General features: G+C 43.3%; 19 protein-coding genes. 5 read left to right on the forward strand and 14 right to left on the reverse strand.

Translation table 11 applies throughout. The features are described from left to right. The first annotated feature begins 33 nt into the window (after positions 1-33). Both CYL31_RS15725 and CYL31_RS15730 read left to right on the forward strand, forming a co-directional pair. Positions 34-570, forward strand: a complete 537-nt coding sequence (locus CYL31_RS15725) for a septation protein A (protein WP_212916126.1) — start codon at positions 34-36, stop codon at positions 568-570. A 2-nt stretch (positions 571-572) separates the two neighbouring features. Then, the gene (locus tag CYL31_RS15730; protein ID WP_212916127.1) at positions 573-875 is read left to right on the forward strand and encodes a YciI family protein; all 303 of its coding nucleotides are present in this window, start codon (positions 573-575) and stop codon (positions 873-875) included. 68 nt (positions 876-943) lie between these two features. Here the strand turns inward: CYL31_RS15730 and CYL31_RS15735 are convergent, their stop codons facing one another. Then, a complete protein-coding gene (locus CYL31_RS15735; protein WP_212916128.1) occupies positions 944-1,225 on the reverse strand; it encodes an Rdx family protein in 282 nt (93 codons plus the stop codon). Positions 1,226-1,316: 91 nt separating this feature from the next. On the opposite strand from CYL31_RS15735, the gene CYL31_RS15740 reads away from it, so the two are divergent. Together CYL31_RS15740 and mnmC are read left to right on the forward strand one after the other, a co-directional pair. Continuing rightward, positions 1,317-1,868, forward strand: coding sequence for a peptidylprolyl isomerase (locus tag CYL31_RS15740; RefSeq protein ID WP_212916129.1), 552 nt, complete (start codon positions 1,317-1,319; stop codon positions 1,866-1,868). Beyond that, positions 1,858-3,882 carry a bifunctional tRNA (5-methylaminomethyl-2-thiouridine)(34)-methyltransferase MnmC2/FAD-dependent 5-carboxymethylaminomethyl-2-thiouridine(34) oxidoreductase MnmC1 gene (gene mnmC / locus CYL31_RS15745; RefSeq protein WP_212916130.1) on the forward strand — a complete coding sequence of 675 codons (2,025 nt, stop codon included), beginning with the start codon at positions 1,858-1,860 and terminating at the stop codon, positions 3,880-3,882. The genes CYL31_RS15740 and mnmC overlap by 11 nt, the downstream gene beginning before the upstream one ends. A gap of 94 nt (positions 3,883-3,976) precedes the next feature. Here mnmC and CYL31_RS15750 read toward each other — a convergent pair whose 3' ends face one another. Then, positions 3,977-4,306 (reverse strand): hypothetical protein, encoded by a 330-nt coding sequence (locus CYL31_RS15750; RefSeq protein WP_212916131.1) that lies wholly within the window; start codon positions 4,304-4,306, stop codon positions 3,977-3,979. A gap of 117 nt (positions 4,307-4,423) precedes the next feature. Between CYL31_RS15750 and cysE the strand changes: the two genes are divergently transcribed. Next, a complete protein-coding gene (gene cysE / locus CYL31_RS15755) occupies positions 4,424-5,239 on the forward strand; it encodes a serine O-acetyltransferase (protein ID WP_212918923.1) in 816 nt (271 codons plus the stop codon). Between the two features lie 24 nt (positions 5,240-5,263). On the opposite strand, the gene CYL31_RS15760 is transcribed toward cysE, so the two are convergent. The 12 genes from CYL31_RS15760 to ccmA form a co-directional block, all read right to left on the reverse strand. After that, a complete protein-coding gene (locus CYL31_RS15760; protein WP_212916132.1) occupies positions 5,264-5,500 on the reverse strand; it encodes a YheU family protein in 237 nt (78 codons plus the stop codon). Then, the gene (ligA, locus tag CYL31_RS15765) at positions 5,501-7,519 is read right to left on the reverse strand and encodes an NAD-dependent DNA ligase LigA (protein WP_212916133.1); all 2,019 of its coding nucleotides are present in this window, start codon (positions 7,517-7,519) and stop codon (positions 5,501-5,503) included. It abuts the gene before it with no gap. Between the two features lie 91 nt (positions 7,520-7,610). After that, a complete protein-coding gene (gene zipA, locus CYL31_RS15770) occupies positions 7,611-8,630 on the reverse strand; it encodes a cell division protein ZipA (protein WP_212916134.1) in 1,020 nt (339 codons plus the stop codon). Between the two features lie 65 nt (positions 8,631-8,695). After that, positions 8,696-9,889, reverse strand: a complete 1,194-nt coding sequence (locus CYL31_RS15775) for a tetratricopeptide repeat protein (protein ID WP_249411607.1) — start codon at positions 9,887-9,889, stop codon at positions 8,696-8,698. Then, positions 9,886-10,296, reverse strand: coding sequence for a cytochrome c-type biogenesis protein (locus CYL31_RS15780; protein WP_212916135.1), 411 nt, complete (start codon positions 10,294-10,296; stop codon positions 9,886-9,888). The genes CYL31_RS15775 and CYL31_RS15780 overlap by 4 nt, the downstream gene beginning before the upstream one ends. Continuing rightward, positions 10,293-10,802 carry a DsbE family thiol:disulfide interchange protein gene (locus CYL31_RS15785; protein WP_212916136.1) on the reverse strand — a complete coding sequence of 170 codons (510 nt, stop codon included), beginning with the start codon at positions 10,800-10,802 and terminating at the stop codon, positions 10,293-10,295. The genes CYL31_RS15780 and CYL31_RS15785 overlap by 4 nt, the downstream gene beginning before the upstream one ends. Before the next feature lie 2 nt (positions 10,803-10,804). After that, entirely contained in the window at positions 10,805-12,742 is a 1,938-nt protein-coding gene (locus CYL31_RS15790; RefSeq protein ID WP_212916137.1) for a heme lyase CcmF/NrfE family subunit, read from the reverse strand. A gap of 12 nt (positions 12,743-12,754) precedes the next feature. Continuing rightward, positions 12,755-13,222, reverse strand: coding sequence for a cytochrome c maturation protein CcmE (ccmE, locus tag CYL31_RS15795; RefSeq protein ID WP_212916138.1), 468 nt, complete (start codon positions 13,220-13,222; stop codon positions 12,755-12,757). After that, complete coding sequence (gene ccmD, locus CYL31_RS15800; RefSeq protein ID WP_212916139.1) at positions 13,222-13,398, reverse strand: heme exporter protein CcmD; 177 nt, start codon at positions 13,396-13,398, stop codon at positions 13,222-13,224. The genes ccmE and ccmD overlap by 1 nt, the downstream gene beginning before the upstream one ends. After that, positions 13,388-14,134: a heme ABC transporter permease gene (locus CYL31_RS15805; protein ID WP_212916140.1), complete on the reverse strand. Its 747-nt coding sequence runs from the start codon at positions 14,132-14,134 to the stop codon at positions 13,388-13,390. Before CYL31_RS15805 ends, ccmD begins: the two co-directional genes overlap by 11 nt. After that, a complete protein-coding gene (gene ccmB / locus CYL31_RS15810) occupies positions 14,134-14,796 on the reverse strand; it encodes a heme exporter protein CcmB (RefSeq protein WP_212916141.1) in 663 nt (220 codons plus the stop codon). Before ccmB ends, CYL31_RS15805 begins: the two co-directional genes overlap by 1 nt. Then, complete coding sequence (gene ccmA, locus CYL31_RS15815) at positions 14,793-15,404, reverse strand: cytochrome c biogenesis heme-transporting ATPase CcmA (RefSeq protein ID WP_212916142.1); 612 nt, start codon at positions 15,402-15,404, stop codon at positions 14,793-14,795. Before ccmA ends, ccmB begins: the two co-directional genes overlap by 4 nt. Positions 15,405-15,485 lie beyond the last annotated feature (81 nt).

Below are 15,485 nucleotides of genomic sequence, written 5' to 3' on the forward strand. Positions count from 1 at the left end.
ATGCATTTTAGTATACATTCACTGGGTTTTTATATGAAAATACTGTTCGACTTTCTTCCTATTGTTATCTTTTTTGTTGTTTATAAAATGACAGGAAATATTATTCTCGCAACCGCCATTTTAATCCCAGCCACAATACTTCAAGTGGGCTTTACTTGGTTCAAAAACCGCACCGTAGAAAAAATGCACTTAGTTTCTCTGGCATTAGTGGTGTTATTAGGTGGCGCAACCGTTCTTCTTGGAGATGGAGATTTCATAAAATGGAAACCAACGATCGTAAACGGTTTGTTTGCCATTGCTTTTTTAGGCAGCCAATTCATCGGTGATAAAAATATCATTCAACGCATGATGGGTGATAAATTAGAGTTGCCGTTCAAAGTATGGCGTACTTTAAACCTTGCGTGGGTTGGCTTTTTTATTGTCTCCGGCGCCACTAACTTATATGTTGCGTTTTCATATAGCGAAGAAGTTTGGGTAGATTTCAAACTGTTCGGTTTATTAGGAATGACCATTGTATTTATTATATTACAAGGCATTTACTTATCATCGCACTTACAAAATAAGGAATAACGATGCTTTACTCTATTATCGGTGAAGATGTGACAAACAGCCTTAGCGCTCGTCAACAAGCACGCCCTGCTCACTTAGCTCGCCTAGAAGCTCTGCAGAACGAAGGCCGTTTAGTGTTGGCTGGCCCAAACCCAGCTATTGATTCTGATAACCCAGGCGATGCCGGTTTTAGCGGCAGTGTTGTTATTGCAGAATTTACTAGTCTTGAGGCAGCAAAAGCATGGGCTGATGCAGATCCTTATGTGGATGCTGGCGTTTATGAAAATGTAACGGTTAAACCTTTTAAGCAAGTTTTTCCGAACTAATTGAACAAAAAGACTTAATAAAATGCCGCTATCAATACGAAGCGGCATTTTTTGTGGAATTTATTTTGTTATTTTTTAACATCCGAATGCCCAAGATCTCTCTCAGGGTCGATCACATCTCTCATTCGCTGTTTTAGTACTTTTGCCTCAGGAAATCCGTCTTCTTTTTTCCGGCACCAAATTTCCTGACCGTTCACTCTCACCTTAAAAGTCCCACCCTGAGTTGGTAGCAAGGTGACACTTTTTATATCATCATCAAATGTCGTTAACAGCTCTTGAGACAACCAAGCCGCACGCAACATCCAGCGACATAAGGTACAATATTCAATTTCTACGGCAGCAGTTCGCATTTGCTTTCTCTCCGATAAATTAACAAGACGTCTTGGAACGCCACTACACAACTAATACTATTGCCCATACATTCAATAAGGAAGTAGCACTATGCGTAAATCTCTTATCACTAGCTTGGCTCTGCTCGCTCTTTGTTCACAAGTCAACGCAACAGAAGTCGATATTTTAACCAACCAAGGCACGATCCGCGTCGACCTAAATGATGACGCCGCGCCAAAATCTGTTGCCAACTTTCTACGTTATGCCGACGAAGGTTTCTATAACGGCACTATTTTTCACCGGGTCATTCGCGGCTTTATGGTACAAGGTGGTGGTTTTACTAAAGATCTAGAACGTAAGACAACACATCAAGCGGTTGCCTACGAGGGCAATAATGGATTAGCCAATAATCGTGGCACACTAGCAATGGCACGGACTCAAGATCCAAACAGCGCAACATCACAATTCTTTATTAACCAAGTTGATAATACATTTCTGAACGATGGTGTCCGTGGAGCTGCTGGTTATACCGTATTTGGCAAGGTTATTTCAGGTATGGACATAGTTGACGCTATTTCTGCTGTACCAACGTCAACGGTTGGTCCTTACCAAAACGTCCCAACCGAACCCGTTATAATCGAGAGCATCACGCGTGTTAACTAGTTATCAATTAGAATCTCCTACGCTAAGTTGGGGTGAGGATGGCGCTCCTCACTCCAACCAGTTTGACGATGTCTATTTTGACAAAGAGTCAGGGCTGGAAGAAACACGTCACGTTTTTTTAAAAAACAACCAGCTAAGCGAACGCTGGGTATCGTTACAAAAAAATGCCTTCGTGATTGCCGAAACCGGCTTTGGTACGGGATTAAATTTTTTATGCGCTTGGCAGGCTTTTTTAAACGAAGCCACCAGCGATAAACAATTGCACTTCATCTCGGTCGAAAAATACCCTATGACCAAGAGCATGTTGACCGATGCCTTAAAAATGTGGCCTTCTATAAGCCATTTCAGTCAGCAACTAATCGACGCTTACCCAGAAGTTTGCCACGGCTTCCACCGTGTTGAGCTAGAACAAGGTCGAATCCAGTTAACACTTTGGTTTGGTGAAGCAGAAGACGGCTTCGCTGCGTTAGATGCCGATGTCGATGCTTGGTTTTTAGATGGTTTTGCTCCCAGCAAAAACCCAGAAATGTGGTCAGATAATCTTTTTAAACATATTCATCGCCTTAGCCATCAAGGTACGACCTTTTCTACCTTCACCGCTGCTGGCATTGTGCGCAGAGGCTTAAAAAACGTTGGTTTTGATGTTCGTAAAGTAAAAGGTTTTGGTCAAAAAAGAGAAATGACGGTTGGCGAACTGAATAACCCCACAGCGTCACTGCCTGAGCGCATGTCCCAAGGTCAATCGTGGTTCAATCTTCGTCAAGATAAAACGCAAGAAGTCACTAAGGTTTTGGTCGTCGGTGCAGGATTAGCAGGCGCTAATACCGCTTATGCCCTCGCTAAACAAGGCATAAATGTAGAAGTATGGGAACAAGGTAATTGCATTGCTGGCGGTGCGTCAGGTAATCCGCAAGGCATGCTTTACCCTAAACTAGCCTCGCAAGATACACCAGTGAATCGTTTTTATTTATCTGCTTATTTACACGCAACTCGCTTATATTCCAGCCTAGATAAACACAAACGATTCTGGGATGCCTGTGGATTAATACAAATCCCGAAACACGATAAAGAAGCTGGACGCTTTCAAAAGCTACTCAATGAAAAGCTCTATCCAGAAGCTGTTCTGCAAGCATCTAAGGACAGAGAAGGAAGTTTGCTCTTGCCGCTTTCTGGATGGGTTGTATTGACACAGCTTTGCGAGACACTTTTATCTCACGAAAACATTCATGTTTGTTTAAACACCAAGCTTGAGAGCCTCTCAGCTGTTGAAGTAGATGGCCAAACCGTCGGCTGGCAAGCATACTCCAATCGTCAAGATGCACTATTAAACGATCAACAAACACGCTTTTCGCATGTTGTGTTATGCACGGCAAATGATACAAAAGCTTTAGGAGTAACACCTAATACACCAGACTACCCGATTCGTGGGCAAGTCTCGTTCATTGATATTGAAAAAGCCAAAGCTGCTTGCCAAGCCAACGGTGAGTCTGCCGATAAAATAAACTTCGATAAGGTTCTCTGTGAGTTTGGCTATGTTTCTCCTTCAATAAACGGCTTACTGCACTTTGGCTCGACATACGATCTAAAAGACCAAGATGATCAAGTAAGAGAAGAAGGGCATAAACGCAATTTAGCCATTTTAGAAAGCCTGCTTTTATTGCCAAAAGAAACATTTAATAGTGAAGACTGTGGTGGACGAGTGTCGTTTAGGTGCGCTGTTCCAGATTACACACCGATTGTTGGACCGATTCAATCCGAGGATATTTATCAACAAGCCTACTCAACTCTTACTAAGAACGCCAAGTGGCAAAGTAATGAGATTGCAGAGCCCATAAAACAGCTCTACATTAATATAGGACACGGTTCGAGAGGATTAATATCAACACCATTAAGCGGGAGCTATATTGCCAGCTTAATCACTGGAACGCCTTCGCCTTTGGAACAACAAGTAAGCCATAAACTACACCCAAGCCGCTTTATCATTCGCGACCTAAAGCGTAGCCAAAACGTTTAAGGCGACACAAGAACGTAAACCTATTGCTCTTAAACTCACTGCATTGAGTCACTTATGAAAAGCTCAATGCAGTGATACTTTCGCCATTATTCCCTTATGACTCAAACAGCTCACAAGCACTCGGAATAAGTTCGACAAATCGATTTGAGGTTTGAGGACGGAACACATAGCGATTAAGTTCTGGCAACAAAGCGCGTAGCTTATCGCTTAGCTGCAATAGACTTGGATTAATAGGCTCATAAGGATAGACGTGATCCTGTAGGCTAAGCTTATGCAATTCGTCGAGTTCATCTTGCAATATGCCTTTCATCGCAAAAAAGCGATCTTTCTGATTAATATCATTAGTTTCCCAATAAGCATCGGAAAATGCGGAATTTAATTCATAAAAGATATGCAATGCATCAGCAACATTTTTTTTAGACATGTTATCTCCATCTTTATTGAGCAATCTTCACATTGCCCCTTGTATTGTTTAACCCTAACCTTATAACCTACATTCTAAACGTGAATCGATATAGGTGAATACCCCTTGAGTATAACAATGCATCATGCCGTGACTTCTGACAATCTATGGCCATCTTTACAAGCGGAAGCAAAAAAGCTTGCACAAGACGAACCTATTTTAGCCAGTTATTTCAACACCACTATTTTACGTCATGAATCATTGTGTTCTGCTTTAAGCTTTTTACTTGCCAGCAAGCTAGACAGCATATCAATTCCCGCTATGGTATTACGAGAAGTATTCGAAGAAGCCATGGCAGATACTCACTCTGGCATTGTCAGATGCATCGAGCAAGATATTTTAGCGATAAAAGAAAGGGATGCCGCTTGCGATACATTTACTACACCACTATTGTTTTTTAAAGGCTTCCACGCATTACAAACGTATCGTGTGGCAAATTGGCTTTGGAAAAACAACCGTAAGAGTTTAGCTTTGTATCTGCAAGGACAAATGTCGATGGTCTTTAGCGTCGACATCCATCCAGCAGCGACAATAGGCTGTGGCGTCATGCTAGACCACGCCACAGGGCTTGTGGTTGGTGAAACTTGTGTTATTGAGGACAACGTCTCTATTTTACAATCGGTCACTCTAGGTGGCACAGGTAAAGAGCACGGAGATCGTCACCCTAAAATACGTTCCGGTGTATTGATTGGCGCTGGTGCCAAGATCCTTGGCAACATTGAGATCGGCGAAGGCGCAAAAATTGGTGCGGGTAGCGTGGTTCTAGAACCTGTTGAACACCACACAACCGTTGCAGGTGTTCCAGCCAAAATCGTCGGGCGCAATACGGGCGAAGAACCATCCCGAGTGATGGATCACAATATTAACCATTGTGTTCGAGATTGCGTGGAATAACGAAAACAAATTACGACCTCAAATTCAAATGAGGTCGTAATTACTTAAGTCACCTTTCGGAATCATTTTGATGGTTTCGCTTTCTGTATCAAATAACAGCACAGCTTCCCCATTTCGCAACGATCTTAGCGCCTGCTCGCGCTTTTGCACTGCCGACAAATCATAGTCACCATAATCCGTGCCATCACGAGACACAATATCATCCAAAATGGTTTCTAGCGTATCTGGTGCTAATGAATCATAAGGTATTAAAGTATCCAATTAAATCGCTCCATGTTGATTAAGCAAAGCAATGACACCCGCTTCATCAATAACTGGCACATTAAGAGACTGTGCTTTGGTGAGTTTCGAACCAGCTTTTTCACCGGCGACTAAGCAATCTGTTTTCGCAGAGACTGAACCACTCACCTTAGCACCTAATGCTTGTAGCTTGTCTTTTACTTGGTCGCGACTAAATTGGCTTAATGAACCAGTTACCACATAGGTTTTACCCGATAGAGGTAATTCATCAGTAGAAACTTGCTGCTTTTTCTCCCAAACAACCCCAGCGGCCAGCAAACCTTTAATGGTTTCTCGATTCAATTCTTGATCAAAAAACAAACGCACATGTTGAGCTACAATGGGGCCGACATCTTCCACTTCTAGCAAGGCTTCTTGATTCGCCGCCATTAAATCATCCAGCTCTGTAAAATAACTGGTTAAAGCACGGGCTGTGGCTTCACCCACTTCACGAATACCCAATGAATAGATAAAGCGGTTAAATTGCGTATTCTTTGCCGTCTCGATTGAAGCAAGAAGCTTCTCAACTGACTTTTGCCCCATGCGTTCCATAGACAATAAGGTGTCTTTTTTCTCGCTCAAGGTAAAAATATCAACAGGGGTTTTCACCAACTCTTGATCGACCAATTGCTCAATCAATTTGTCACCGAGACCGTCAATGTCCATGGCTTTGCGCGAAACAAAATGCTTTAGGGATTCTTTTAGCTGCGCGCCGCAAACCAAACCGCCAGTACAGCGAATCACGGCTTCACCCTCGACTTGTTCCAAGTCTGAGCCACAAACAGGACAAGCTTGTGGAAAAATAACCTCTGTCGCATCATCAGGGCGCTTATCAAGAACAACTTGAACAACTTTAGGGATCACGTCGCCAGCACGGTGCACAATCACGAAATCATTCACTTTCACACCTAAACGAGCAATCTCGTCTTTGTTGTGCAAGGTAGCATTAGAAACCGTCACACCGCCGACAAACACGGGTTCTAGTCGTGCAACCGGCGTAATAGCGCCAGTTCGACCTACTTGGAAATCAACGCCCAATACTCTGGTCATTTCTTCCTGAGCAGGAAATTTTCTGGCGATGGCCCAACGCGGCGCTCGGGCAATAAAACCCAGTTGATTCTGCAAGGCAATTTGATCAACTTTATAAACAATACCGTCGATGTCATAAGACAAACTGGCACGCTTTTCATTGAGCATTTCGTAATAATCAATACAACCTTGCGCGCCTTCAGCTGTTGCCATTAGATCATTGGTACGAAAGCCCCACTCGCTTAATTGCAACAAACCTTCGTAATGACTTTTAGGCTGATTCCAACCTTCCACATAACCAATTGAATAAGCACACATAACCAAAGGACGAGTCGCGGTAATTTTTGGATCAAGCTGACGTAAGCTGCCTGCTGCCGCATTACGAGGGTTAACAAAGGTCTTTTCACCTTGCTCAATCGCCAAGGCATTCAGTTTTTCAAAACCATCTTTTGGCATATAGATTTCACCACGAACTTCTAACACTGCTGGCGGTGTTTGAGTGCGCAGTTTCAGCGGTACAGAGTAGATCGTTTTAATATTCGACGTAATGTCTTCACCAGACAAACCATCACCGCGGGTGACACCTCGCACCAAGCGACCATCTTCATAACGCAAACTGATCGCTAAGCCATCAAGTTTCGGCTCACAGCAATATGTCACATGATTGGTATTAAGCAATTTCCGAACACGTTGATCAAAATCAGACAAGGACTCGTTATCAAAGGCATTGTCCAACGATAACATAGGGACAGTATGGGCAACGTTAGCAAAACCACTGTCAGGTTTCTCCCCAACTCGCTGGGTTGGTGAATCCGCCTGAATCCAATCTGGGTGCTCGGCTTCTATAGCTTGAAGCTGGCGATAATCGCGGTCATATTCTGCGTCAGGAACGATTGGTTCGTCTTTTACATGATAGGCATAGCTATAATCGTTAAGCAGCTGAATCAAGTCCAGCATCTGCTGATGCGTCATGTTTGTCTCTTGGCTCATATATAAATTAACTCGAATTGAATTCTTTTAGCGGGTCTAAAGCAACCAAGGCCCCTTAGGGCCTTGGTTCGTATTACTGTTTGTTGCGCATTAACCGACGGCGCTCAAAATCGCGTATTCGCTGACGACAATGAGCAATGGTTTGATCACTCATTGGGGTTCGACGCTCATCACGCAACTCTCCACCTAAGTTACGCACTAGAGTCTGAGCGGTCTCAAGCATGAAATCGAACGCTTTCATGCTATTCTTTGGGCCAGGCAAGCCCATAAAAAAACTCACACCAGGACAATCAGTTTCGCCCATGGTATCTAGATCGAAAGTGCCCGGCTCAATAGCATTCGCCATACTGAACTGCACTCGACCACGGTCGAAGCCATCTTCATGACGATGGAAAATATCCATTTCGCCATAGCGCATACCGCAATTCAAAATAAGCTGAAGCAACTCCATACCCGAGAAATTTTGCTCTTTAGGCGCAAAAATATTAATGACAATAACTTCTTCTATTTCAGCAACACTGTTGTCTTCTTGCTCGTCTTCATCGATAACACCATTTGGTGTCACTTGATCGATATCGATTTCAGAATAACTACGTTCATAGTCTTCGTCGATTTGAGCATCATATTGGTTCGTAGTGTCAGCAGCAAAATCTAAGTCAAGGTCATCCTGCTCATAAAAACCATCATCTGAGTAGTTTTGCTCAGAGACCGCAGAATCACCAAAATCACGTTCAGGTACCAAAGAAGCTAACTCATCAAGGTGCATTTCTTCACCTCGATCCAATGCCGGACCTGAATCTACTTTATGAGGAACATCGGCTAACGGCGCTTTGGCTGTTTTCCTAGCATTCTCGAAAGCATTAACAATAGGATCTTGTGACGATTTTACTCGTTCACTTGAAGAGACTTTGCTATACCCAACGGCAGAGCTTTGACGCACTAGTGCATCATCTGATTCATCTATATCAGAAAAGTCATTATCTGCTTGGGCATATTCCTGCCCTTTTTTGTACCGACGAAATCCATCTATGAGGATAACGACAATAATGACGACCCCAATCAAGATTAGCCACTCACGCAAGCTAAATTCCATTACTTATTCCGAATTGCATCAATTAATGTTGATCGTATTATCAAACGAAGCGGCCTAGGATTCAATTACAAGGCGACCTTGATTACGAAAATCTCTTTACGATTTGTAAGTAAACCATGCTTTGTACCGATAATTCGACCTTTTGTAAGATCATTGTCATTAATATTCGCTAATTTAACCACTAAATCAACTTTATCCACTTCCGCCAAGGTCACAGTTGGCATTAATGAATCGAGATTGGTTAGCAAAATTGGCTGCCCCAAATCCTCTGGAAATACTCTCTGTATAGCAATTGGCATTTTTTGTCCCTTAACCACAGCATAAACCAGCAAAACATCGTCCTTTTGCCATGTCAGCTCTCTTGCATCCCACTCGATTTTCACCGCAAGCTGATCGGTAATAATAGGTGCGATTTGCTGATAATCAATTTGGCCTAATTCTCGAGCTTTCGTTATCGCTGACAATAACGCCAAGCGTTCTGTTGAATGTACGCTGTAGCGAATCGCCTCTTGCCAAGCTAATACAGCGCCTAAATAATTTTGTTGTGCAAAATCAGCCACGCCTTTCAAATCCAATGCTGTGGCTTGAGTCGGTGCAACTTGTAGAATCGCATCAACGACTTTTAGCATTTTTTCCGAACTTTGACCGCCATTTGCATAAAAAAGAGCCTGTGCGTATTCAACCAACAAGTTGACACGATTTTCGGCATTTCTTGGTAGTTTTTCTAAGGCTGTTTCAAACGCTAAAACGGCCTCTTGATACTTTTCAGCACTGACATAATCCGTCGCTAAATAATACCAATCCTCAACTCTGTCATATCGCGCACTGCGATATTTCAAAAAATCACTCACTTTCTGCGGAGTCAGCTTCTGTGTTTGCAAATCTTGTGTAAAAGCCACTTCTTTCGCATAACCAATCCACTGGTAAAGACTCACACTCCCCAAAACCGCAACAGCAACCACACTAAGCATGATCCAACGAGCAAAGAAAATATCGTTATGAAAAAAACGCTTTTGTCGACCATCAATAGAATTCGCTTCAGAATCCACATCAAGTAATAGCTGGGAAGATTCGCTAGCAGTCAATCGTCCCGCTTCCTCTTCTTCCGCGATTTCTTTTCGACGAACCTTAGAAAACGCTGACACACTTTGCTTGTCTTTATTATTTGGATGTTTATCCAAATGGTGAGTAATTGAGCCAAAAAGATAGACGAGGCTCAGCACTATCATGACGGTCATCACAAAATACGCGATCATCATAAATCTCGCCCTCGTCGTTTACGATTAGCCACCACCACAGCAACGAAAGCTAGAAGCCCTACTCCAAGCAAAATAAATGGGCCATACCAAAGTAAAAATGTGGCCGTTGAATGCTGCGGACGATATAAAACAAAAGAGCCATAACGCGCAACCATATAATCGACAATCTCCTGATCCGTTTTACCCTGCTCTATCATTTGATGGACAAGCTCACGAAGGTCGACGGCAATACCAGAGCCAGAGTCTGCTAAGTTTTGATTTTGACATTTCGGGCAACGTAGTTCTTCAACCAAACTTTGATAACGTGTTTTATTCAACTCTGAACTGAAGGCCATTTGCTCTTGAGCAAAAGTAGACAAGGAAAAAAGCACAGCAATAAATAAGAAAAAACCTCTAAAAAGCATCATTTCATGTAGCCTTTTATTTCAGGCCAATTTTCGGCATTAATCACACCTTGATGCCGATAAACCACAACACCAGAACGATCAACAACAAAGGTTTCAGGTGTGCCTGTGACCCCCATATCAACGCCAAAGTTGCCTATCTCATCCATCAATATGGCTTGATAAGGATTCCCCTTTTGCCCTAACCATTGCACCGCAAGATCTTTTTGATCTTTATAATCAATACCAATAATAGGCACACCAGAGTTTGCCAGTTCCATTAAAAAAGGGTGCTCAACATGACAGGCAGGACACCAGGTTCCCCAAAAATTAATCAAATAAGGCGTATTTGGTAAATCCTTGTGCGTATAAGCCTGGTCGTCTTGCAATGACACCAAGGTAAACTCAGGTACTTTTTTTCCAACTAAAGCCGAAGGCATATACTGGGTATCTTTGCCAAGCTGTAAATAAAACACAACACCAAGTGTCAGAAAAACCACCAAGGGTATAAAAAACAACAACTTTCGCATCGCTAGACTCCTGCTCGTTTTCGATAGCGTTTATCTAGCGCAGCCAACAAACCACCAGCCATCATCATCAAACCTCCAAGCCAAATCCAACGCACAAAAGATTTCACGTAAATTCGTACGCCCCATGCGGAATCATCCAGTCGCTCCCCCAAGGAAACGTACAAATCACGAGTAAAACCAGCATCTAATGCTGCTTCCGTCATGACTTGCTGGCGAGTTGAAAAAAAACGTTTTTCTGGATGAAGAACAGCTACGGCTTTACCCGCTTTATAAGCCGTGAATTGCCCTTTGCTTGCTACGTAATTTGGCCCTTTCACTTGCTCCATTTGATCAAATTGAAATTCATAGCCTGCAATAGTTGCTCGATCCCCGGGAGATAACCGCAACATAGACTCATGGCTATTGACGCTAACTAAAACAATCCCCACCAAGGTAACGACCATACCAAGATGCGCCAATAACATACCGTAGTAATTTCTTGGTAACTGACGGGCGCGAGGAATAATGCCTTTTGTACCAGCAGAGACTTTACTAAACCAATCAGAGAAAGATAAGCACACCACCCAAAACGCCACGGTCAAACTCAGCCAAGCGATAAAACCAAACCCATAACAATAAACAACCAAGCCCGCCGATAAGGTAGCGATAAACGCAGAGATAGAGCAAACCTTAAAAAACACACTGAATTTCGTATGGTGCCATTTAGATAATGGGCCAACCGCCATAAACACCATCAGCAAGAGAGCGATTGGAGTGAAGACGCTATTAAAATACGGTGCGCCAACAGAGATTTTACCCAGTCCTAACGCATCAAATATCAAGGGATACAAGGTGCCTAATAAAACCGTTAACGTCAGAACCGTTAATAAGATGTTATTGAGTAGCAACCAAGCTTCTCGCCCTGTTGCGCCAAAAGATACAGTAGAACGCACCTCAGTCGCTCGAATGGCATACAACAGCAAACTGCTACCAACGAGAACCAAGAGCAAAGCAAGAATAAAAATACCGCGAGTAGGATCAGCGGCAAAAGAATGCACCGACGTTAACACACCAGAGCGAACCAAAAACGCCCCAAGCAAGGAAAGACTAAAGGTAAAAATAGCCAGTAAGACAGTCCAGCTTTTAAACACACCGCGCTTTTCAGTGACAGCAAGAGAATGCAACAAAGCCGTTCCCGCTAACCAAGGCATAAAAGACGCGTTTTCTACTGGATCCCAAAACCACCAGCCGCCCCAACCTAGTTCGTAATACGCCCACCAACTTCCCAGAGTGATACCTAAAGTCAAAAACGCCCACGACGCTGCTGTCCAAGGTCTTGCCCAGCGCGCCCAAGAAGCGTTCAAGTTGCCTGTAATCAAAGCAGCAACAGCAAAGGCAAACGCCACAGAGAAGCCAACATATCCCATATACAAAACGGGAGGATGAACAATCAGACCAAAATCCTGCAAGAGTGGATTCAGGTCACCGCCATCGGCAGGCACATCCGGTAATAAACGAGCAAAAGGCGAAGAGGTAAAAAGTAAGAAGGATAGAAAACCAACACAGACCATACCTAACACAGCTAAAACCACGGGCCCGATATCTTCCGGTAAAGTTCTTATCTTTAACGCAACGGCGGAACACCAGCCAGACAAGATCAGTACCCACAATAATAATGAGCCTTCATGCCCGCCCCATAAGGCACTAAATTTATACCAAACAGGCAACTGGCTGTTCGAGTTCTGAGCAACATACAACACAGAAAAGTCATCAGTTAGAAACGATAAGCTCAAGATGACAAAGCTTACCAACACCAAGGCCGACATAATAAAAGTCAGTGGTCGAGCCGTTTCCAGCAAAGGTCGATTACCTTTCCAATAACCAATCAAAGGTACTAAGGCCAGCGACAAGGCAAAAAACAACGACAATATTAGCGAGAATTGACCAATTTCAGGAAACATAAACAGCCTAAATTAATAAGTAGATTGCGCGGACTCTGCGCTCTCGCCCGTCGAACGTTGGGCATTTTTCAATGCTTCAGTGATTTCTGGCGGCATGTATTTTTCATCATGTTTAGCCAAGACTTCGGTCGCTTCAAACACGCCGTCATTATTCAGCTTACCCTGAGCCACAATGCCCTGACCTTCTCGAAATAAGTCAGGCAAAATTCCGCGATATTCAATAGTGACCTTGTGCTGAAAATCAGTCACATCAAACGCAACTGCCAAGGTATCTGAATTACGTTTAACGCTGCCTTTTACCACCATGCCACCAGCGCGGATATTGGCATTTCGCGGCGCTTCACCCATGGCAATCTGGGACGGAGAGAAGAATAAATTAATATTCTGTTGCAAGGCATACATTACCAAGCCAACCGCTGCACCTAATACCAACACAATGGCGGTGATTACTAATAGGCGTTTTTTTCTTACTGGATGCATTAGCGGGTTCGATTCCTCAAAAAGCGTTTACGTAACGTATCTCGTGTTTTTCGGCGCGTCGCTAGCGTATTCCAAACCAACCAAATCAACCCCAAAGCACTAAAACCATAAGCCGACCAAACATAGACTGCGTGCGTTCCCATCATCAAAAAATCTGACAAGCTATTAAAGGCCATGTTCCATTACCTCCTGTTTCACCCAGCTAGATCTATGTTCGCGCTTTAATATTTCCGACTGCATTCGCCAAATAAGCAAACCGGCCACGAAACAATACAAACCAATCACAGCAAAGAGCAAAGGCAACCACATTTCAGGAGGCATATCAGGCTTTTTGGTGAGCGTAAACGTCGGCCCTTGGTGTAAGGTTTCCAGCAACACCACCGAATACTTAATAACAGGCAAGTTAATCAACCCCACAACACTAATCACAGCGGCAGCCTTATTCGCTAGAACCTGATCGTCTAAAGAATTTTGCAACGCGATAATGCCCATATAGAGAAAAAATAACACCAATACAGAAGTAAGCCTTGCGTCCCAAACCCACCAAGTTCCCCAAGTGGGTTTGCCCCAAATAGCCCCAGAAACCAAAGCGATCAATGCCATAACCGCACCAATCGGTGCCATCGCTTTAATAAAAATAGGCGCCATTTTCATCTGCCAGACAAGGAATACAAAACCTGCCACGCCCAACGCTAAGTAACAAGACTGCGCCAACATAGCTACCGGCACATGAATATAAATAATGCGAAAACTGTTACCCTGCTGGTAATCAGCAGGGGCAAATACAAGCCCCCACACTAGACTGATAAGAAGGCTCAAACAGCCGAAACAAAACACAGGCAATGCCCAGGGTTTAGACCAAGAAAAAAACCACTTAGGTGAACCTAACTTATGAAACCATGCCCAACTCATCAGTTTACACTCGCTTTGACTACAATCGCCGTCATAAAAGGCGATATCACTAAAGATAACAAAGATATCGCCAATAACATCGCCAATAATCCAGAATAAGGCAAACCTGCTTGTGCAGCTTTAACGGCTAACGTTGAAAAAATAATCACTGGCAAATAAAACGGCAATATCAGCAACATCACCAACATGGCGCCTTGTTTTATCGATACCGTTAAAGCGGAACCAATCACACCAATAAAAAATAAGCTTGGTGTGCCTACAAGTAATGTCATGGTCAACACCCAAAAACCTGAGCTTGGTAAATACAGCATTTCACTTAATAAAGGCATCATAAGAAGCAGAGGAAGTACAACCGTCAACCATTGCGCGACGATTTTTAACAAAATCAACAAAGGTAAAGAAAGCCCACTAACCACTAACTGCTCTAAAGAACCGTCGTGATAATCCTCTTTGAACATGCCTTCTACTGCCATCAAAATAGCCAATACCGTAGCACACCAGACAATACCTGCCGCCGCTGGCGCCAGAAATTCAGGTGAAGAATTAATGCCTATCGGAAACAAAGCAACCACAATGACGAAAAACAACAATGCGTTAAAAACGTCTTGTTTACGACGCCATAACACTAAAAATTCAGACGCTAAAAAAGAAGAATACGTCATAACAATGCCACATCACGAGAAGCAATAGACAGCAACTCCTGATGGGTGCTTAACACCACCAAGCCACCTGACAACACATGCTGCTGAATACGTCCCTCTAACAGAGCAACACCTCTGGCATCTAAAGACACAAAGGGTTCATCCAACAGCCAAAGTGTTTTCTTACTTAACCATAAACGCGCCAAAGCAACTCGGCGAGCTTGACCTACGGATAATGCTTTCACCAGCACATCGACCTGATCTACAAGGTCTAACTGAGTTAAAACCGAATACAACACACTTGAAGGAGCGTCAGGACAATACCAATGAAGGTTTTCAGCAACAGTGAGGAGACTTTTGACACCGGCAGAATGACCAAGATAGATTGCATCGTGCTGCAAAAGACTTCTATCTAAGGTGACATCCTCGCCCGAATACAATATTTGTCCTTCTAAAGATGAAAGTATGCCGGCGATGACTTTTAACAAAGAACTCTTACCAGCCCCATTTTCTCCTAGAATACGCACAACTTCACCGGACTGAATACTCAAAGAAAGCCCTTTACATAGGTCTCTTTCTCCACGTTCAATCCAAAGGTCTGATATTGTTAACGAAGCAGAAGATTGCAAAAGATTTATCCAATTCGGCCGATATAAGGGTGAAGGTTAACATTGTTTGGCTACACTATTTAATCTATACGACTTAACTAT

The organism is Marinomonas sp. A3A (genome assembly GCF_018336955.1).
Classification (GTDB): domain Bacteria; phylum Pseudomonadota; class Gammaproteobacteria; order Pseudomonadales; family Marinomonadaceae; genus Marinomonas; species Marinomonas lutimaris.